This is a genomic window from Marinobacter sp. KM021, assembly GCF_050707965.1.
Lineage (GTDB): Bacteria > Pseudomonadota > Gammaproteobacteria > Pseudomonadales > Oleiphilaceae > Marinobacter > Marinobacter shengliensis.
Window position 1 is genome coordinate 4,416,502 of the sequence record NZ_CP136129.1, and the last position, 19,235, is coordinate 4,435,736.

Sequence of the window (19,235 nt, forward strand, 5' to 3'; positions counted from 1 at the left end):
TACTTCAGTAATAAGGCCCAATTTCTTCCGAAAGAGTAAGCTTTATGTGGGTGGCTAGAGCAACGACAGGGTTTACCTTAGTCGAGTTAATTATGGTGATTCTCCTGGTAGGCGTTCTATCTGTGTTGGGAGTCGGCCTATTCACCAGAAGTTCAGCCTTCTCCCCGTTGCTAGCCACCCAACAAGCAGCGCTGGCGGGCAATCCCTCCAATTCCGTAACCATCCGCCAAACCTCGAATGCTTTTGAGTTCGAGGCGGCGGATTCCCTGTTTTCCATCCGCCGTGAGGGCGCCAGTGTGGCGTATCAGGTAGCCGGTCAATCCGGGCTCACTCCGATTCCTGGCGGCGGGTTTACCATCAACTTTGACCGAATGGGGCGCCTGGCGGCACCGTTCAGCGGTCAAAGTCTCCAATTCCAGATCTCAGGAGACAGTGACTTTACCCTGTGTCTGAGCTCCCTTGGCGCCGTGTATCAGGGGCCTTGTTCATGAGGTCTTGCCGGCGCCCCGGTGTTCGCCAGCAGGGCGCAACCTTGGTGGAGCTGGTGATGACCATTGTCATTATCAGTATTGCCATCGCCGGCGTTGTTGGTGCCTTTGCCTTGATCACCGGCCGAAGCGCTGATCCCTTGAATCAGACCCGTGCGGTGGCATTGTCGCAACTCTACATGGACGAAATCCTCTCCAAATCCTTTGCCCATGATTCCCCTGTGGGCGGCGGAGCGGTGGATGCCGGCGACGCGGATTGCAACAACCTTGGGCCGGATGGCGAAACACGGCGTACCTTCAACGATGTGGACGATTATCACACTCTGAATAACGCGCCGCCCGAGAACAGCGAGGAGGAATCGTTATCGGGCTACAACAATTTTCAGGTGTCTATTTCGGTGGCCTGTGCCGGCACCGAAGTGGGCCTGAGCAATCATGAAGCCAAACGCATCGATATCACCGTTACCGACCCGTCCGGCAATGCCTACCTGTTCAGCGCCTACCGGGGGAATTTCTGATGCGCCGGCAACAGGGGTTCACCCTGGTCGAGCTGGTGATGGTCATCGTGCTGTTGGGCATTGTGGCCACCATCTCGGTGCAGTTTGTTGCCCTGTCCACGCGTGGTGCGCTGGACGTTAGCGAACGGCAACAGCGTGCGCTGCAAGGCGTGGTGATCAGTGAGCAAATCACCCGGGAGGTGCGCGAAGCGTTTCCCCTGTCCGTTCGCGAGAACGGCGAATGTCTGGAATGGCTGCCGGTAATCGCCGGCACCGGCTATGAATCCCTGACAACAGGCCCAGGCTTTGATGAAGTGAGCATAGTACCCTTCGGCCGAGCAGTCCCCGCCGGTGCCCGGCTGGTGGTGTACGGCTACGGCTCGGCCCAGTCCAATCTCTACGGCACCTCCAATCCTGGGCCGGTTTCACCGGCCATTAATGCGGTCGCGGATAGTGATACAACCATTGAACTGTCCGCCAGTCATCGTTTTCGCGAGCGCTCACCGGAAAAACGCGTTTACGCCATCACTAGCCCGGTCAGTGTCTGTCAGGTTGGGCAATGGCTTTATCGATTCAGCGGGTACTCTCCAGGCTCTACTCAGCCTTCTGCTGCTGCCCTGAACGGAGCCGGTGGAACTCGGGAGGTTATGAGTGCCAACCTGGTCGGCGGTTCGTTCAATCTAAAAGTAACGCCACCCTCGTTGCAACGGGCGGCGGTTGTGAATTTTGAATTTGAGTTGGCAAACCTGAATGGTGACGAGACCACTCGAATGAGCCAGGAGGTGCAAATTCGCAATGTACCCTGAGCAATCGATTCACAATCAGGCCGGTGCCGGTTTGCCGGTCGCACTGTTTGTTATCACCGTGCTGGCGCTGCTGGTCATCGGGATGGCTCAGTTGCAACAAAGTTCCAGCAACGCTGTAAGTCTGCAAATCCAGTCTCAGCGTGCCTTTTTCTCCGCAGAAAGCGGTGCTCAGCTCGCGGTTGCTGACGTCCTCTATGGAGGGCGGTCCTGTCCGGCTTCCTGGGTGCTGAATTTCACCGAGGCATCCCTTTCAAGCTGCTCGGCGTTGCTGGCTTGTTCCGCAGAGGATCCATCCGGGGGTACGGGGGGCAGCGGCGGGGACACGCTCTACACAATCACGAGCAGGGGTGTCTGTGGTTCAGGCGCGGATGCCGCGGAACGAGTCCTGGAGGTTAGAGTACGATGAGGTCCCCCCACTTCTCCTGGGCCATGCTGGCAGTACTCTTCGTGTTGTTCATGGCAGCGCCGCCAGCTTGGGCGGCCCAATGTTCTGATGTGTTCGGTGCTCCCAGTGGTGTCAACAGCAACCTGCAGGCTTCCGGAAATACCTTGGACCTTTCGGGGGTGCCCTGGGCCAACAATCCATGGCCAGTATCAGGCACGACACTGGCCGCCGGAGACTATTATTTCGGTAGTGCGAACCTTGGTAATGGGTACCAATTGAATGTCGCAGACGGTGCCCAGGTAAGGATTTTTATCAATGGTTCGCAAGCCTTTGGGAATAACATTGCAATCAATGCGGGCGGTGATCCGGGCCAGTTGTTATTGGTGACCAGAGGTAGCCTGACCTTGGGGAACAACGCCCAGGTCAATGGGCTACTCTACGCCGCCGGGTCGATCAGCGTTGGCAATAATGCTGTGATCACGGGTGGCCTGGCAGCCGGTGGCGGCATCAGCACCGGCAATACCGGCCCGGTGGCAGACTACAGCGGCATTGAGCAGGGCTTGTTGGCCGGACTGTGTGCCAGACGTGTGGAGCTTTCCGCCAATGGTGACAGTGTTGGACCGGTTGCAGTGGAAGTTGGGAACGCTGTGTCCCTGGCTGTCAGGGGGGAGGGGTGTTCAGACGTTGAGTCTACCTTTAACCAGAGGTGGAATGATCGGTGGTTGGTTAACGGTGTATTGGTCCAGTCATCCACTAGTACGCCGACATTATGCGAGCGTTCACCGGTAACTCAAACGGTCACATTTGATCAACCGGGTGATTACATAGTGCGGTTTGAATCTCGCTATCAGAACTGCTTTCTGTTTTTCTGCGGAGGCGAACAGCCGTTTGGCGAGGATGAGATACTGATCAGGGTTACAGACCCAAATGACGGCCTGACCTGTTTTGTCGATGACTTCGACGGCGGAAGCCTGTCTGCGGACGATTGGGTTACTTCTGTGGCCAGTGGAAGCTTCACCCCATCGGTCGTCAACAATCGATTAAGAATGACCCAAGCCGTCAGTAATCAGTCGACAGCAGCGACGCTGCAGCGAGAGATCCCGGGCGCAGACAATCTGGTGATTCTCGAGTTCGACTATTTTGCTTACGGTGGCAGTGGTGCAGATGGGCTGGCGATTGTGTTGTCAGATTCTGCAATAACGCCGCAGCCAGGCAGCTTCGGTGGTTCACTGGGGTATGCCCAGCGAGATAATGGCGACCCCGGGTTTGCAGGCGGTTGGCTCGGGATCGGGCTGGATGAGTTTGGGAATTTCTCCAATCCCACCGAGGGGCGGCAGGGAGGCCCTGGTTCCCGGGCAGACGCCGTTGCCATTCGCGGCGCCTATCAGGGCAATTATCGTTACCTGAGAGGCACCAACACGCTTTCGCCGGGCATCGATCAGGCCGGTACTAACCCCACGGCCCAGCGCTATCGAATCACCGTTGATTCCAGGCTGGCGGGCCAGGCCATCGTGTCGGTAGAGCGGGATACTTCCGGAAGTGGTAACAATTTCCAGACGCTTATTGCTCCGTTCAATGCGCTGGCGGAGCCCGGCCAGCCTGCGGTGCCGGAAAATTTTCTGCTCTCCTTGACGGGCTCCACTGGTGGCTCCACCAACATCCATGAGCTGGGAAACATTGAACTGTGCGCCTTAAAGTTGAATCCCGTAGGGCAACAGGTAGACCATTTCGAGATCATTCATGACGGCGTTGCCCTGACGTGTCAACCCGAGACGGTACAGGTTCGAGCATGCGGCAACGCTGATTGTTCTGAGCTATTCACCGACCCGGTACAGGCGACACTGGCCCCCGCCAACGGTTGGCAAGGTGGAAACGTGGTGTCGTTGGTAAATGGCTTCGGGGAGGCGACGTTGCAGAACACGTCGCCCGGAACCGTGAGGCTCGATGTTGTTGGATCAAATCCTTCAACACGCCCCCAGGCCGTGACACTTTGCCAGATAGGTGGATCCTTGTCGGCGTCAAATTGCGACCTGCCCTTCTTTGAATCGGGCCTGGCGTTTGACCTTCCCGATCTGATTTCACACCGACCCTCCGGCCCTGTTCAAGTGCGGGCGGTCCGTCAGGACGATGTCACTCAGCAATGTGTGCCGGCGTTTGCAAACCAAACCAAAACTGTGGAGTTTTGGTCCGAATATGTAGACCCTGGCCCGGGCGGCCGTGACGTCAGTCGAGCGGTGTCTGTGAATGGGGCGCCGGTTGGCATAGACGCTTCCGCACCAGCTGGAATTGATTTGTCATTTGATGGTGATGGCGTTGCGGAGATCGATGTGATCTATCCGGATGCAGGGCAGATGCAGCTCAACGCACTGTATCGGGGCAGCGAGGCAACCGAAGATGCCGGCCTGCTGATGCCCGGCGCGGACAGCTTTGTCAGCGTGCCCGCCGGTTTTTGTGTTTCCGCGGCAGTGTCCTGTTCCCAGGGTGATGAGACCTGCCCGCAGTTCCGCAGGGCAGGGGAATCCTTTGACCTGAGCATTACCGCAGCAGGTTGGCAGAGTGACACAGATGTGGATTTCTGTGCTGGTAATCCGGTCACGCCAAACTTCGAACTGCCGGGTATTCCTTTACAGGTGGAGTTGGTGGCCCCTGCCGGTGGCGAGACCGGTGAGGTTTCTCCTGGTAGTTACGATCATGCTCGAGCCGCTGATGCGCAAACCACGGTAGCTGTAAATCAGTCCGAAGTGGGGGTATTCCGCTTTCTCACAAGCCCCGCGCCCAGGGCTTATCTTGGGCGGGATCTGCCGCAGGGCCGGAGTGCTCCGGTCGGGCGCTTCTATCCTGACCGCTTCCGGGTCACGGTGGACCCAGGCGCCTTTGAAGCGGAGTGCGGGGCAGGGCAGTTCACTTACACGGGACAACCGTTCGGTTGGTTGATGGCGCCCACCGCGCTGCTTGAGCCGTTGTCTGTACAGGGCGGGCGAACCCGAAACTACACGTTCGACGGCTTCAGGCGCCTATCGGTGGCCGGCGTCTCAACACTTGTTCCCATTGAGGACCTTGCTGCAACCGATGCCAATGGCGACCCAATGGCGTTTTCTGTCACTCAGGAGGCGGCCGCACTCAGCGTACAGGAACCCGGACTTATATTGTTCTCGTTCAACCCGAACGATCAGTTCGAGTATCCGAAGAGCCCGGTCACGCGTATAGAGCCATTCTTGCCACAGTTAGAATTTACCGTCACATCGGTTCAGGATACCGACGGTGTTCAGGCCGAGGCGGCCCCCTATGACTTCGAACCGGAGGCCTCTTTTGAGATCCGCTACGGTCGGCTGATCATGGAGAACGTTTACGGCCCGGAAACGGTGGAGGCCTTGTTTATGCCGTTCAGGGTAGAGTCTTTTGAGGGCGGGCGGTTTGTTACCCATGATGCGGACAGTTGCACCACATGGACAACGACCGATATTGATTCGGCCGAAACTCACCATGCGCTGCTGGCGGATTCCGGGGTTTTCGACCAGGGCACAGCCGGGCCATTGCGCCTGGAACCGCTTGGTACCCAGGGCACCGATCTGCTGACCTGGGATGTTCCGGAGTGGCTGGAAGATGATTGGAACAACGATGGGGTGTTAGCAGACCCCTCCGCCACCGCCACCTTCGGCGTCTACCGAGGCAACGACCGCATCATCTACTGGCGGGAAGTACCCGCCAACTGAGCCACCGGCGTTATCAATAAATGCGTATGCTGCCGGTCATTCCTGCCTCCTGATGACCGGCTACCGGGCAGGTCAGGTCGTTGAACTCTCCGGTTTGTACCGGCACAAACCACCAATCCGCCTTGTGGCCTGGAAATACCTCAATTTCATGGATGTGCCCTTTGATTTCGGCTGTGCGCTGGCCGTCGGGTGCGTAGGTTTGTGCCTTGCGGGTAAATACCGAACGTGCCATACCATTGGAGGAAAAATAGTGTGGCTGGGGGCTGTTGTTGATCAGCACCAGCCGGTAGAGCTTACCAGTCTCAAATTCGAGGTGTGATGGGCTGAATCGCATCTCACCCTCGGTCGTGCCCAGTTCGACTTCCACTACGATGGGCGTTTGTCTGGTCAGGTCGCCTTCACTGTGAGCCTGAAAGGGCAGTGTGATGCCAGCCACCAGTAGCGTTATCCAGAATTTCATCGCGTTGTTCTCCTCATCCACTCGTTTCGACAGTATCAGCGGACAAGTCGGGATACCTAGCGTCTTTCCGTAGTACAACCAAAGTTGGGGAAGTGGCGACCAAAGGGCGGTTCAGGCGGTCCTGGCATTGTGTCAGGCTCAGGTTGAATCAGTGCCATTTGCGCGGGATTGGGTGACGTGATGTCTGAGTGGTTGAGTCCGTTGGTGGAAATGGGTGTGTTGACGCCCGGGTTGGTGGAATTGCTGGGTATTGGCGGGCCGGTGGTGGCGATCTTGTTGGTATTCTCCATGGTTGCCGTCACGTTGATTATTGGCAAATCCCTGCAGTTGTTTTTGGCCACCTGGCAATCCAAAACCAAAGTTTCGGACAGTCTGTCTTTGTGGCGGGATGGCCAAGTGCGTGACGCCCACAGTCTCTTGATGACGTGCCAGCAGCCGGTGCCGGCATTGGTGGCCAGTGCCATGGCCTCGGTGATGCGCCATGGTGACGCGCCGCTGGTTCGGGAGGAGCTGGCCCGCCAGGCGTCCCGGCACTTGGCGTCGCTCAAGTGCTATCTGAAGCCGCTGGAAGTCATTGCCACATTAAGCCCATTGCTGGGCCTTCTGGGTACGGTAATGGGGATGATTTTGGCGTTCCAGCAGATGGAAGCGGCGGGTAACCAGGTGGACCCGTCGGTGCTATCGGGAGGGATATGGCAGGCGCTGCTGACGACAGCTGCGGGCCTGATTGTGGCCATTCCCGTGGTCATGTTGCACAGCTACCTTGAGCGTAAAACGGACCGCCTGGTGGATGAGATGGAAGATGCGCTGACCGCGGTGTTTACCGGACCCTTGGTTGGCAATACTTCCGGCGCGGTGAATGTGTCTGAGCCGGCGGCTAATCCTCTTAACGCCAGTGATGAGCGGCGGGGCCATGCAGCTTGATCGCCCCGCGGCACCCTCCCGAAAGCTGATTGGTCTGACACCACTGATTGATGTGGTGTTCATTCTGCTGCTGTTTTTCATGCTGACCTCCTCGTTTATCCAGTGGCAAAGTCTCGACTTGATGGTGTCGACGGGCGAGGGCTCAGAGGTCTCCGATGAGCCCCCATTGATGCTGGGCATGACGCCGGATGGCCGACCAATCCTGCCGGATGAGCCGCTCGTGCTCCTGGACGATAACCGCCTGAGTGACCTGCTCGCAGGAGGCGACCGATCCGTGATCCTCACACCCCATCCAGCGAGTTCAATACAACAGGTGGTCTGGTTGCTCGATCAGGTAGGGGGATTGGGGGCAGCCAGCGTCTCGGTGAACACCGGGTCGGCACTATGAAAATCAAACGTGGCAGCGCTCCGGCAGCCAGTAATGACGATCATCTGATACCGCTGATCAATGTGGTCTTTCTGATGCTGATCTTCTTCATGCTGGCCGGTCAGATTCGGGCGTCAGATGGTTTGCCGTTTATTCCGCCAGCCATGGATTCCGGTGGACCAGAGGTGTCAGCGCAGGTCGAGATTGTGATGGCGGAAGATGGCGGGGTCTTTCTCAATGGAGTCCCGGTCCAGCACAACGAGCTCTCGCGGGCATGGGCGGAAGGCTGGGGTGTGGATGGAGCGGTGCGCTCCCAATTCCCGGTCCTGGTCAAGATTGATCAGGCGTTAACGGCAGAGCAATGGCAGCCGGTGTTGGCCTGGGTGTCGGAAGCAGGGTTTGAATCGGTGCACCTGTCCACGCGGCGGAGCCCGTGATGGGGTTGAAGCGTCGGTATCTGTTTGCGGGTGCGCTCTGTGCACTGGCGTTTCATGCCGGAGCCTTTCTGATCGTGCAGGGTGTATTGGCGCAACAGCCGGTGCCGGATGTGGCCTCGGATGAAGGGACCGATGGTGTTTTTGTGACGCTGGCGAGTGCTGATGCGTCGCCTGCTGAAAGTCCCTCTGACAGGGATCCGGAGCCGGTACAGGCCACCCCGAAAGAGGAGCCCCAGCAGAAGCCTGCCCCCGTGCAGACCCCCATGCCCGCGCCGTCGCCAGAAACAAAGCCAGAATCCCTGCCAGAACCAGAGCCCAAGCCACAACCAACGCCAGAGCATGAGCCTGAGCCCGTCGAGCCAGTATCGACAACGTCAGAACCCGATAGGGACGTAGTGGCGCAGGAGGTGCCCGAAGCCAGTGGCGCCGACCCGGCACCCACCGCAGAGCCGAACTTAGCCGCCGCCGAAGATGCCTCGGCAACCCCCGCCACACAGGCAGATACCGGTGGTGTGGTGAACGAGGAAGCCCGTTACCTGCAGGCGTTACTGGGCCACCTGAACCGCTATAAACGTTACCCCGATTCTGCCCGCCGCATGCGTCGGGAAGGTGTGGTCGAGGTGACCTTTACGGTTAACCGGCAAGGCCAGGTGGCAGACGCCCGGGTGGTAAAGAGTGCGGGCTTCCGCCCTCTGGATGACGAGGTGCGGGATATGTTGTCCAGGGCGGTACCGTTACCCGGAGTGCCTGCGGATTATCGCCGGCCCGAGTTGACGGTGACCTTGCCCGTCGCCTTCTCCCTGCGGTAACGCCCGGCTTTAGCGGGAAAATGTCCCGACCCAAAGTAGGCCTCCTCAGGTTCCATGGTTCAGTTCTCCCGAATCGTTCCCCACTCTAAGGTTACTCCAACAGCAATAAAAACCTGTGCTAAGGGGAATACGATGAGTTTGATGTTGAAACCAATAATCCGCGCGGTGCGTTTCGCCGTTCTGGCTTCCGTTCCGGGCATTGTGATGGCCCAGCAGACAGGCGAGGCAGTGTATCTGCCAGCACTGGATGTGCGTAGCCTGGTGCCCACGTCTGTTGAGGGCATGCCGGGTGCCGCGAGTGTGCTGACCCGTGACCAGATCGATGTGTATAAGCCCTACACCCTGCATGATGCCCTGGACTTTGTGCCGGGCGTGCGCACCATCGATGACGATGTCCTGGGCCGGCGCTCCGGTATTGGTGTTCGTGGTGCACCGCCGCGCCGTTCCCGTAAGGTCCTCTTGCTCGAAGACGGCACGCCGATCAACAACAGTGCTTACCTCGATTCCGGTGCGCATTACACCCCGCCGCTGGAGCGTCTGGAGCGCGTTGAGGTATACAAGGGCGCCGGGCAGATTGTCCACGGCCCTCTGAACAACCACGGCATCATCAATTTCCGCAACCTGAAACCTACCCTGGTGCCGGAAACCGTCATCGAAGTGGGCGTGGGCAACCAGGACACCGTCCAGCAGCATATTCACCATCGCCGCACTGAAGGCGATGTCGGCATGGTGTTTTCCTACACCGGCAAGCGTGCTGACGGAACCTTTGATGTGGAAGAGCATCAGTACGACGATTTCTACACTGGCCTGGAATGGCAGGTCAATGAACGCAACCAGCTTGCGGCGTCTGTGACCTACTTGCGTGAGCGCAGCGATGGTTACGACGAAGCGAATCTTTCTCTGCAGGAGTATCGTGACGCGCCCCGCAACAAGAGCCGTTTCGATGAGGGGCGCGAAGATAACAACATTTCGGTGAACTACCTGAAGTACGACCTGACCCATAACCTGCAGGTGACGGACGATGTCAGCGTGTCCAGTAAAGTCTTCTTTACAGACCTGGACCGCCCGCGTTTCCAGACTCGCGGCACGGCACCTGCAGACGGCGGCGTGATGGAAGGCCGGGATCGCCGTTATGAGAACCTGGGGGTTGAGAGCCGACTGGAGTGGGCCAACATTGAAGCGCTTGGGCTGACCCATCGTATCCAGACCGGCGTACGCTACGAAAACCATAACTTTGAGGACCGCCGCCCTGTTGGCCTGCCGGGTGAGAAGCTGGATGAGGGCAACCGCGGCCGTTTGTTGGCTGTCTCTGGCGAGGACGGTTACACCCGTGACGGGCGCCTGGTGGAATACGATGCCGAGGCGGTTTCCGGATATATCCAGAATAGCATGAGCTTTGGTGATTGGACGGTGACCCCGGGCCTTCGTTATGAAACCTACAACCAATACAAAGACACGGTGTTTCGCCCTGGTAGCAGTGACGAAGGTGTTCGGGAAAAGGATTCCAACTCATTGTTCCTGCCTGGGATCAGCCTGCTTTACACAGGGTTTGCGCAATCAGAGATCTACGCCGGCATCCATCGCGGTTATGCGCCTGCCTCGGCTCGCTCGGATGAGTTTCCGCTCACCCCGGAAACCGGCGTGAACAGCCAGTTGGGTGTCCGTACCAGCGCAATCAAAGGCGTCAGCCTCGATGCAGCTGTGTTCCACAATCGCATCAAGGACACGTTGATTCGTGATGATGTGGACGAATTCGGCGATGCGTTGTTTGTAAACGCAGCGGATTCGCGCATTACCGGCGTCGATGTCGGCGCCAGAATCGATTCCTCTGCCTTCTATCTGGCGGATTACAACCTGTTCGCCGAAGCTGCGCTGAATTACACCGATGCCCGTTTCACCACCGGACCCCTGGACGACAATCGGGTACCTGAAATCCCGACCCGGGCAGGCAGCTTCACCGTTGGGATGGATCACATGGCCGGCTGGCACTTGAGCGCCACTGTCAGCCATCTGGGGTCCTTCTACAGTGATATCGAAAATACCCGTGAGCTGACCTCCGACGGCGAGGCGGGCAAGGTGCCGAGCCGTACCCTGTTCTCGGCACGGGCAAGCTACAAGTTGCCAACCACCACGGATGCAACCTTGTGGGTTCAGGGGCGCAACCTGTCAGACAAGCTGTATATCTCGGATGTGCAGGACGGCATCCGCCCCGGCGCTCCGAGAACGGTTGTTGCTGGCGCAACAGTGAGGTTTTGATATGACCCTCGGTTAGTCATATCGCTTGGCCGGGTTTCCTTCCTTTTCCCGGCATTTTTCTTCCGATGCTCCGGCCGCTCTGCGGCCGGAGCTTTTTTCGTGTCAGGGGGGAACAAACGCCCGAGGGGGTTGTGATAATCTTGGCGGGTGAATACCAACAACAAAAGAGTCCGAGATGAAAATTCTGATTGCGGATGATCATGCGGTGGTGCGACAGGGTTATGTCAGCCTGTTATCGATGGCCTTGGAACCCTGCGAAATTATGGAGGCTGCATCTGGGGAGGAAGCCTGCGACTTCAGCAGGAGGCATCAGCCGGATCTGATTATTATGGACGTAGGCTTGCCGGGCATCAGCGGCATAGAAGCAGCGGCCCGTATTCTGGAAGATCAGAAAGACGCGCGTATCCTGTTTTTCAGCATGTACAACGAAGTTCCCATCGTTAAGCGCGCTCTTCAGGTGGGCGCCATGGGTTACATTACCAAGTCCTGCGAGACCGACACCCTGATCAAGGCCGTTCAGCGAGTTGCCGAAGGTGAAATTTTTGTTGAATACGATCTGATCATGAAATCGTCTTTCAATGATCAGGCGTCTGAGTCCTCAAAACTGCAGCAGTTGACGCGCCGCCAGTTTGAAGTGTTTTCCATGCTGGCTCGCGGGTTAAGCAATGATGAAATTGCCCATGCCCTGGCAATCGAAAAGAAAACCGTGGCCAATACGGTGACCGCCATTAAGAGCAGCCTTGGAATCGAGTCGATGGCGAAGCTGGTCTTCTTCGCCATCGATGCCGGGCTGGTTCAGATCTGCACGCAGCCAGCGGCGTCCGTCTCTCAGGATTAACGGCTGCTTAGTCTTCCGAGTCCTCAGCAGAATCGATTTTCAGTTCGTTAATCTTCCGGGTCAGCGTATTCCTGCCCCAGCCCAGCAGCACGGACGCATCCCGGCGGCGCCCGCCGGTATGTTTAAGTGCCACCTCAATCATGATCTTCTCGAATTCTGGCACGGCGGTGTCCAGGATCGATTTCTTGCCGCGCTTCAGTTCCTGTTCTGCCCAGTTTTTCAGGCCTTCCTGCCAGGTCTGGCCAGTGGCGTTGTGCTCGCTTTCCGCCTGGTGTAACAGCTCCGGTGGCAGGTCATCGACATGAATCTCGCGCCCACTGGCCATCACGGTCAGCCAGCGGCAGGTGTTTTCCAGCTGGCGGACGTTGCCGGGCCACGGCAGGGTGGTCAGGTACTCTTCGGCATCCGGGCGCAACAACTTGGGCTCAACCGCCAGTTCCTTGGCGGCCCGCTTCAGGAAGTGCTGCATCAGGCGGGGAATATCTTCGCGCCGTTCCGCCAGCTTGGGCAGGTGCACGCGGATGACGTTCAGGCGGTGGAATAAATCTTCACGGAAGCTACCTGCCTGAACCAGTTTTTCCAGGTCTTGATGAGTGGCGGCGATGATACGCACATCCACTTTAATCGGGGTGGTGCCGCCTACCCGATAGAATTCGCCATCGGCCAATACTCGCAGCAGGCGGGTCTGGGTGTCGGCTGGCATATCACCTATTTCATCCAGAAACAGGGTGCCGCCGTTAGCCTGTTCGAATCGCCCCTGGCGGGCTGCACCGGCACCGGTGAAAGCACCCTTTTCATGGCCGAACAGCTCAGACTCAATCAGGTCTTTCGGGATGGCAGCCATGTTCAGGGCGATGAACGGGTTGCGGGCCCGGGGACTGTGGTTGTGCAGAGCCTGGGCCACCAGCTCCTTACCGGTGCCGCTCTCACCGTTAATCAATACCGTGATGTTGGAGTGGGACAGGCGGCCGATGGCCCTGAACACTTCCTGCATGGCCGGGGCTTCACCGATGATCTCGGTGTTGCGCTGGGCACTGTCGGCCAGGGGTTCGCTCGCAGCCCGCTTTTCATGACTATGGGCCACAGCGCGTTTCACCAGGGCCACGGCATCGTCTACATCAAAGGGTTTGGGCAGGTATTCGAAGGCACCGGTCTGATAACTGGTGACCGCACTCTCCAGGTCCGAATGGGCGGTCATGATGATCACCGGTACATCTGGATGCTTGTCGACAATCTGTGAAAGCAGGGTGATGCCGTCTACTCCGGGCATGCGGATATCGCTGACGATGGCATCGGGCTGTTCGTGCTCCAGCCTCATCATGATGCTTTCGCCGCTGTCGAAAACCCGCGGCTGCATACCGGCCTGGTTCAGGGCGCGTTCCAGCACCCAGCGAATGCTCTTGTCGTCGTCGATAATCCAGACGTTTGCCGGTTGGCTCATTAGTTGTCCTCCAGAGGCAGGAAGATGATGAAATCGGTTCTTCCGGGCTCGCTCTCACACTCCACCAGCCCTCGGTGCTGGCCGATGATGCTTTGGGTAATAGAAAGGCCAAGGCCGGTTCCTGAGGCCCGGCCACTGATCATGGGATAAAAGATGTTCTGTAGAAGATCCGCCGGAATACCCGGGCCGTTATCGATGATGTCGGCCCGGCACACCAGCCGGTGACGACGGTGTCCGATGGTGAACTGGCGAAGCGCACGGGTACGGAAAGTGATGGTCGGCGCTACATCGGAAGGCGTGGCGACCTCGTTCTCGAAGGCGGCTTCCATCGCGTTGCGGGCGATGTTCAGGAATGCCTGGATCAGTTGTTCCTTGTCGCCCGGGAACTCGGGGATGCTGGGGTCGTAATCCCGTTTCAGGCGGACCCGGCCTTTGCTCTCTGCCTCAACCAGAGTACGAACCCGTTCCAGCACCTCGTGGATATTGGTGGGGGCAATCTTCAACGCCTTGTTGGGGCCGAGCATACGATCGACCAGGCTACGCAGGCGGTCCGCCTCGTCAATGATTACCCGGGTATATTCGCGCTGGTCTTCGTCGTTCAGCTCCCGGTCAAGCAGTTGAGCCGCGCCGCGAATGCCGCCCAATGGGTTCTTGATTTCGTGGGCCATGCCGCGAACCAGGATCCGGGTGGTCTCCTGTTGGGAGATAATGTCTTCCTCGCGGCTGATGCGCATAAGCCGGTCCCGGGGCTGGATCTCGATCAACAGCTCCATGGGCTCAAGGCTGATGGGGGTAACCGAGTAGTCTACGGTCAGCCGTGAACCACTGAGTAACGCGAATTCTGCCTCCCGCCGGGTGTAGGACTGGCCGTTGCCTGCCGCTGCATGAAGGGTTTTCAGAGCATCTTCGGAGTCAAGTAGCACGTCTTTCAGGGGCAGGCCCTGGCTCCGCGTCATGCTGGTTTCAAACAGACTTTCGGCGGCGGGGTTCAGGTAACGGATGGTCAGGTCGTTTCCCAGCACCAGGACGGCCGTGGTCAGGCTGTCCAGAATGCTCTTGTAACCGCTTCCTAGCGAATTGGATGGTTGGAACGACATGCTTGGTTTCCGTGTTGAGCTCATGGTGGTTACCCGGGTTTTGCAAAAACCGAACCAGTTTTGTCTGCTGAGATAAGACGATGGTCTAAGTGCGGGCACAGCAGGGCCCGGAGGGCATCCGGATGCTGTAGGTTGGTGCAGATGGGGAGCTAGTTGCTACAGGCAGCCGGGATTGTGCCCCTTCGCTGCCCAAAGTATGGCTTTATGGTGGTGCAAATGCACTAAATCGGTGCGCAAATATCAGTTTAGCCGAGAGGGACGGTGGATGGTAAAGGTAATTGGCTGGCCAGTTTTCACTTGTATGCCGTCGCGATCAACAATGTGAACGCCCGCTTGGTGCGTGCCTCGGTCAACGTTACGGACAGTAATGGAGCCTGATGAACTCTGGCCAACGGGCTGGCCATCCAGTGTAACCTCATAACGATGACCTCGCCGCAGACTCGGGGTACTGCGCACTTCGAAGGTGACATCGCCATTGCCGCTGTGGAAGGCTTGATCATGTTCAGGGTAAACCAGTTCAACCCGTTCGTAGGCAGCGCCCTCGCGCTCCACTTCCTCAAGCAGTTGATCGGTTTCTCTCACCGCTTCAGGCCGTGGCAGTGTGATGGTGGTTACCGGTTTAACCTCGATTTCTTCACCACCCTGCATGGGCTCGTCCGAGAAGGTTACATTGCCCTGGGCATCCACATGGCGGTAAACCTCTGCGTGGGCAGACGCGGTGGCCAAGAGTAAAAAACCGGTTGCGAGCGTAAGTGGTGCTTTCATGACAATAACCTGCGGTAGTGGACTGTTTTGATTATCGGCGGCGGCTTCGGGCATTTCAACGCCGGAGGGCAGTCCCTTGGTTACATATCGTTAAGGGCGCGGGATGTTTGGCGGGATTTGAGAAAAACGGCACAAAAAAGCCCCGCACGGGGCGGGGCTTTCAGGCTTAAATGTTCTGCACCTTATTGGTGCGTTGCATTAGCAGGAGTAGTACAGATCGAACTCAACCGGGTGAGTGGTCATGTTCAGCTTCTCAACTTCACCGCGTTTCAGGTCAATGTAGCCTGCGATCATGTCTTCGGTGAATACACCGCCACGGGTCAGGAACTCGTGGTCTGCTTCCAGGCAATCCAGGGCTTCAGACAGAGTTTCCGCAACCTTCGGAATGTTCAGGGCTTCTTCCTTCGGCAGGTCATACAGATCCTTATCCATGGCATCGCCAGGGTGGATCTTGTTCTGGATACCGTCCAGGCCAGCCATCATCAGCGCAGCGAAGGCCAGGTACGGGTTGGCAGACGGGTCAGGGAAGCGAACCTCGATACGACGCGCTTTCGGGCTATTGACGTAAGGAATACGGATAGAGGCCGAGCGGTTACGGGCAGAGTAAGCCAGCATAACCGGAGCTTCAAAGCCCGGAACCAGACGCTTGTAGGAGTTGGTAGAGCTGTTAGTGAAGGCGTTGATGGCCTTGGCGTGCTTGATCACACCGCCAATGTAGTAAAGAGCGGCCTCGCTCAGACCGGCATAGCTGTCGCCAGCGAACAGGTTCTTGCCGTCTTTGCTCAGGGACATGTGCACGTGCATGCCGGAACCGTTGTCACCCACAACCGGCTTGGGCATGAAGGTGGCGGTTTTGCCGTAGGCGTGGGCCACGTTGTGTACGCAGTACTTCAGGATCTGAACTTCGTCAGCCTTGCGGGTCAGAGTGTTGGCGCCAACGCCAATTTCACACTGGCCGGCGGTACCCACTTCGTGATGGTGTACTTCGATGTCCAGGCCCATGGATTCCATGGCGGCACACATAGCGCCACGCAGGTCGTGCAGGCTGTCGACCGGCGGAACCGGGAAGTAGCCGCCTTTCACGCCCGGGCGGTGGCCGATGTTGTTACGATCGAAGTCTTCGCCGGAAACCCAGGCAGCTTCCTCAGAATGGATGTGGTAGGACGCACCTTGCATGTCCACATTCCATTTTACGGAATCGAACACGAAGAACTCCGGCTCCGGGCCAAACAGCGCGCCATCGGCGATGCCGGTAGACTTCAGGTATTCTTCGGCGCGACGGGCAACAGAACGGGGGTCACGCTCATAACCCTGCATGGTAGAAGGCTCTACGATGTTGCAGGTGATGTTGACCGTTGTTTCTTCGGTGAACGGGTCCAGCACGGCGGTTTCGTCATCCGGCATCAGGATCATGTCGGATTCGTTGATGCCTTTCCAGCCAGCAATCGAGGAGCCGTCAAACATCTTGCCGTCAGCAAAGAAATCGTCATCTACCTCAGTGGCGGGCAGGGTGACGTGCTGCTCTTTACCGCGGCTGTCGGTGAAGCGCAGGTCAATCCACTTCACTTCGTGTTCTTTGATCAAATCAATCGTCTTGGACATTGTGCATGCTCCGTAGTGATGTCGTGTTCGTTATGCCGGATCGTTCAGCGGGCTGAAGCCCGATCTTTTTCAGGTCAGGGCAGCTTAACAGAAGCTGTTGGCTCTTACCTTTCAATTACGGCTGCACAAGGTTAAGCAAGGGGCTTGCCAGTTTTTCGGTTTTGCGCCAGAAAAGCGCAGCGGCAAGGCTTTGGGGCGATTCTGGCGCACCAGAGTGCAGCTTACAGGTGCTGTTTGTACTGAATGCGCGCACTTTATTGGTGCATTGATTCTTATCCTGCCTGATAACGGTGCATTAGCCGATTGGTTACATATTAGGCACTATTCTTCATATTATCGACATGGACTTTTCTATATACTGCTCGCCGCTAAATTCTGCAGGATACCCGTTGTGATTGATAAGCTTAGAAACGTTGCCATTATTGCCCACGTTGACCACGGTAAAACCACCCTGGTTGACCAATTGTTGCGCCAGTCCGGAACCCTGGACCGTAAAGAGCTCGAAAACGAGCGCGTTATGGATTCCAACGACCAGGAAAAAGAGCGTGGCATCACCATTCTGGCGAAGAATACCGCGCTGAAATGGAAAGACTACGACATCAACATCGTGGACACCCCGGGGCACGCGGATTTTGGTGGCGAAGTTGAGCGAGTCATGAGCATGGTAGACAGTGTGCTGTTGGTGGTGGATTCCATTGATGGCCCGATGCCGCAGACCCGCTTTGTAACCCAGAAGGCGTTTGCCGCTGGCCTGCGCCCGATCGTGGTGGTTAACAAGATTGATCGCCCCGGCGCGCGCCCTGACTGGGTTGTAGATCAGGTATTTGATCTGTTCGATAACCTTGGTGCCACCGACGAGCAGTTGGACTTCCCGATTGTTTACGCCAGTGCTCTGAACGGCATTGCAGGCATGGAGCATGAAAACCTGGACGACAACATGGACGCCGTATTCCAGGCGATTGTCGACCATGTGCCCGCGCCTTCCGTAGATCTGGACGGCCCGTTCCAGATGCAGATTTCCCAGCTGGACTACAACAGCTTCCTGGGCGTGATCGGTATCGGCCGCATTATGCGTGGCAAGGTCAGAACCAACACTCCGGTGGTGGCTGTCGGTGCCGATGGCAAGAAGCGTAATGGTCGTATCCTGAAAATCATGGGCCACTCCGGTCTGCAGCGTGTGGAAGTTGAAGAAGCGCAGGCTGGCGACATTGTGTGCGTGAGTGGTCTGGATCAGCTGTACATCTCTGATACCTTATGCGATCCCGCCAATGTTGAGGCCCTGCCGGCGCTGACCGTTGACGAACCCACGGTGTCCATGACCTTCCAGGTCAACGATTCACCGTTTGCCGGTAAAGAAGGCAAGTACGTGACCAGCCGCAACATCAAGGAACGTCTGGAAAAAGAATTGCTGCACAACGTGGCGCTGCGGGTAGAAGAAGGGGACTCTGCCGACAAGTTCAAGGTCTCCGGCCGGGGTGAGCTGCACCTGTCCGTATTGATCGAGAACATGCGCCGTGAGAACTTCGAGTTGGCCGTGGGCCGCCCGGAGGTTGTGATCAAGGAGATCGACGGCGTCAAGCAGGAGCCGTACGAGAACGTGATCATTGACATTGAAGAGCAGCACCAGGGTTCCATTATGGAACAGATGGGACTGCGCAAGGGCGACATGACCAACATGATCCCGGATGGCAAGGGTCGTATCCGCCTGGAATACACCATTCCCGCCCGTGGCCTGATTGGTTTCCGGAATACCTTCCTGACCATGACATCAGGCACCGGCATTCTGACGTCTACCTTCAGCCACTACGGCCCGATCAAACTGGGTGACGTAACCAGCCGCCAGAATGGTGTGATTGTCTCCATGGCCACGGGCACAGCGCTGACCTACTCGCTGGAAACCCTGCAGAGCCGTGGCAAGCTGTTCCTCGACCCGGGCCAGGAGATCTATGAAGGCCAGCTGTGTGGTATTCACAGTCGCGACAACGACCTGGTGGTTAACCCCACCAAGGGCAAGAAACTGGACAACATGCGTGCCTCCGGCAAAGACGAAGTGATCGGCCTGGTGCCGCCCATCAAGTTCACTCTGGAGCAGGCGCTGGAGTTCATTGATGACGACGAACTGGTAGAGGTAACGCCCAAGTCGATCCGTCTGCGCAAGAAACTGCTGACCGAGAACGAGCGTAAGCGCGCGGGTAAGAAGTAAGCGACTTTTTGCCACGGAAGAACACGGAAGACACGGAAAAATAGAAACGAAGTTTTCCGTGTTTTTCCGTGGATTCCGTGGCAAACCAATCCTTCCTTTATTGTCCCTGTCCATCTCAGCTAGACTGCCGTTATCCCTGAAACGGAG

17 protein-coding genes are annotated in these 19,235 nt (G+C 57.5%); 12 read left to right on the forward strand and 5 right to left on the reverse strand.

Features of this window, described 5'->3' with window-relative positions:
• Window positions 1–44: 44 nt before the first annotated feature.
• From RVM24_RS20685 to RVM24_RS20705, 5 genes are read left to right on the forward strand one after another with little or no spacing between them, the layout of a single operon-like run.
• Complete coding sequence (locus RVM24_RS20685) at window positions 45–491, forward strand: prepilin-type N-terminal cleavage/methylation domain-containing protein (RefSeq protein ID WP_431474670.1); 447 nt, start codon at window positions 45–47, stop codon at window positions 489–491.
• The gene (locus RVM24_RS20690) at window positions 488–1,006 is read left to right on the forward strand and encodes a type IV pilus modification PilV family protein (RefSeq protein WP_286921629.1); all 519 of its coding nucleotides are present in this window, start codon (window positions 488–490) and stop codon (window positions 1,004–1,006) included. Before RVM24_RS20685 ends, RVM24_RS20690 begins: the two co-directional genes overlap by 4 nt.
• Window positions 1,006–1,791, forward strand: a complete 786-nt coding sequence (locus tag RVM24_RS20695) for a PulJ/GspJ family protein (protein ID WP_106693326.1) — start codon at window positions 1,006–1,008, stop codon at window positions 1,789–1,791. The genes RVM24_RS20690 and RVM24_RS20695 overlap by 1 nt, the downstream gene beginning before the upstream one ends.
• Window positions 1,781–2,197, forward strand: coding sequence for a hypothetical protein (locus tag RVM24_RS20700; RefSeq protein WP_106693325.1), 417 nt, complete (start codon window positions 1,781–1,783; stop codon window positions 2,195–2,197). The genes RVM24_RS20695 and RVM24_RS20700 overlap by 11 nt, the downstream gene beginning before the upstream one ends.
• A complete protein-coding gene (locus tag RVM24_RS20705) occupies window positions 2,194–5,889 on the forward strand; it encodes a DUF6701 domain-containing protein (RefSeq protein WP_431474671.1) in 3,696 nt (1,231 codons plus the stop codon). Before RVM24_RS20700 ends, RVM24_RS20705 begins: the two co-directional genes overlap by 4 nt.
• A gap of 13 nt (window positions 5,890–5,902) precedes the next feature.
• Here RVM24_RS20705 and RVM24_RS20710 read toward each other — a convergent pair whose 3' ends face one another.
• Window positions 5,903–6,349, reverse strand: coding sequence for a hypothetical protein (locus RVM24_RS20710; RefSeq protein ID WP_072678380.1), 447 nt, complete (start codon window positions 6,347–6,349; stop codon window positions 5,903–5,905).
• A 180-nt stretch (window positions 6,350–6,529) separates the two neighbouring features.
• On the opposite strand from RVM24_RS20710, the gene RVM24_RS20715 reads away from it, so the two are divergent.
• The 6 genes from RVM24_RS20715 to RVM24_RS20740 all read left to right on the forward strand — a co-directional run bounded on the left by RVM24_RS20715 (window position 6,530) and on the right by RVM24_RS20740 (window position 11,980).
• Window positions 6,530–7,273: a MotA/TolQ/ExbB proton channel family protein gene (locus RVM24_RS20715; RefSeq protein ID WP_286253742.1), complete on the forward strand. Its 744-nt coding sequence runs from the start codon at window positions 6,530–6,532 to the stop codon at window positions 7,271–7,273.
• A complete protein-coding gene (locus RVM24_RS20720; RefSeq protein ID WP_431474672.1) occupies window positions 7,263–7,661 on the forward strand; it encodes an ExbD/TolR family protein in 399 nt (132 codons plus the stop codon). Before RVM24_RS20715 ends, RVM24_RS20720 begins: the two co-directional genes overlap by 11 nt.
• Window positions 7,658–8,077: an ExbD/TolR family protein gene (locus RVM24_RS20725; protein ID WP_431474673.1), complete on the forward strand. Its 420-nt coding sequence runs from the start codon at window positions 7,658–7,660 to the stop codon at window positions 8,075–8,077. The genes RVM24_RS20720 and RVM24_RS20725 overlap by 4 nt, the downstream gene beginning before the upstream one ends.
• Window positions 8,077–8,886: a TonB family protein gene (locus tag RVM24_RS20730; protein ID WP_431474674.1), complete on the forward strand. Its 810-nt coding sequence runs from the start codon at window positions 8,077–8,079 to the stop codon at window positions 8,884–8,886. Before RVM24_RS20725 ends, RVM24_RS20730 begins: the two co-directional genes overlap by 1 nt.
• 141 nt (window positions 8,887–9,027) lie before the next feature.
• Complete coding sequence (locus tag RVM24_RS20735) at window positions 9,028–11,142, forward strand: TonB-dependent receptor family protein (RefSeq protein ID WP_171040092.1); 2,115 nt, start codon at window positions 9,028–9,030, stop codon at window positions 11,140–11,142.
• Window positions 11,143–11,317: 175 nt separating this feature from the next.
• On the forward strand, window positions 11,318–11,980 hold the full coding sequence (locus RVM24_RS20740; RefSeq protein ID WP_138438189.1) for a response regulator transcription factor: 663 nt from the start codon (window positions 11,318–11,320) through the stop codon (window positions 11,978–11,980).
• Between the two features lie 7 nt (window positions 11,981–11,987).
• On the opposite strand, the gene ntrC is transcribed toward RVM24_RS20740, so the two are convergent.
• From ntrC to glnA, 4 genes are all read right to left on the reverse strand, one after another.
• Entirely contained in the window at window positions 11,988–13,421 is a 1,434-nt protein-coding gene (gene ntrC / locus RVM24_RS20745; protein ID WP_286921634.1) for a nitrogen regulation protein NR(I), read from the reverse strand.
• On the reverse strand, window positions 13,421–14,518 hold the full coding sequence (gene glnL, locus RVM24_RS20750; RefSeq protein WP_286921635.1) for a nitrogen regulation protein NR(II): 1,098 nt from the start codon (window positions 14,516–14,518) through the stop codon (window positions 13,421–13,423). The genes ntrC and glnL overlap by 1 nt, the downstream gene beginning before the upstream one ends.
• Before the next feature lie 240 nt (window positions 14,519–14,758).
• Window positions 14,759–15,283 (reverse strand): DUF4124 domain-containing protein, encoded by a 525-nt coding sequence (locus RVM24_RS20755; RefSeq protein ID WP_138438186.1) that lies wholly within the window; start codon window positions 15,281–15,283, stop codon window positions 14,759–14,761.
• 198 nt (window positions 15,284–15,481) lie between these two features.
• The gene (glnA, locus tag RVM24_RS20760; protein ID WP_138438185.1) at window positions 15,482–16,885 is read right to left on the reverse strand and encodes a glutamate--ammonia ligase; all 1,404 of its coding nucleotides are present in this window, start codon (window positions 16,883–16,885) and stop codon (window positions 15,482–15,484) included.
• 391 nt (window positions 16,886–17,276) lie between these two features.
• Between glnA and typA the strand changes: the two genes are divergently transcribed.
• On the forward strand, window positions 17,277–19,088 hold the full coding sequence (gene typA / locus RVM24_RS20765) for a translational GTPase TypA (protein WP_072678372.1): 1,812 nt from the start codon (window positions 17,277–17,279) through the stop codon (window positions 19,086–19,088).
• The last annotated feature ends 147 nt before the right edge of the window (window positions 19,089–19,235 follow it).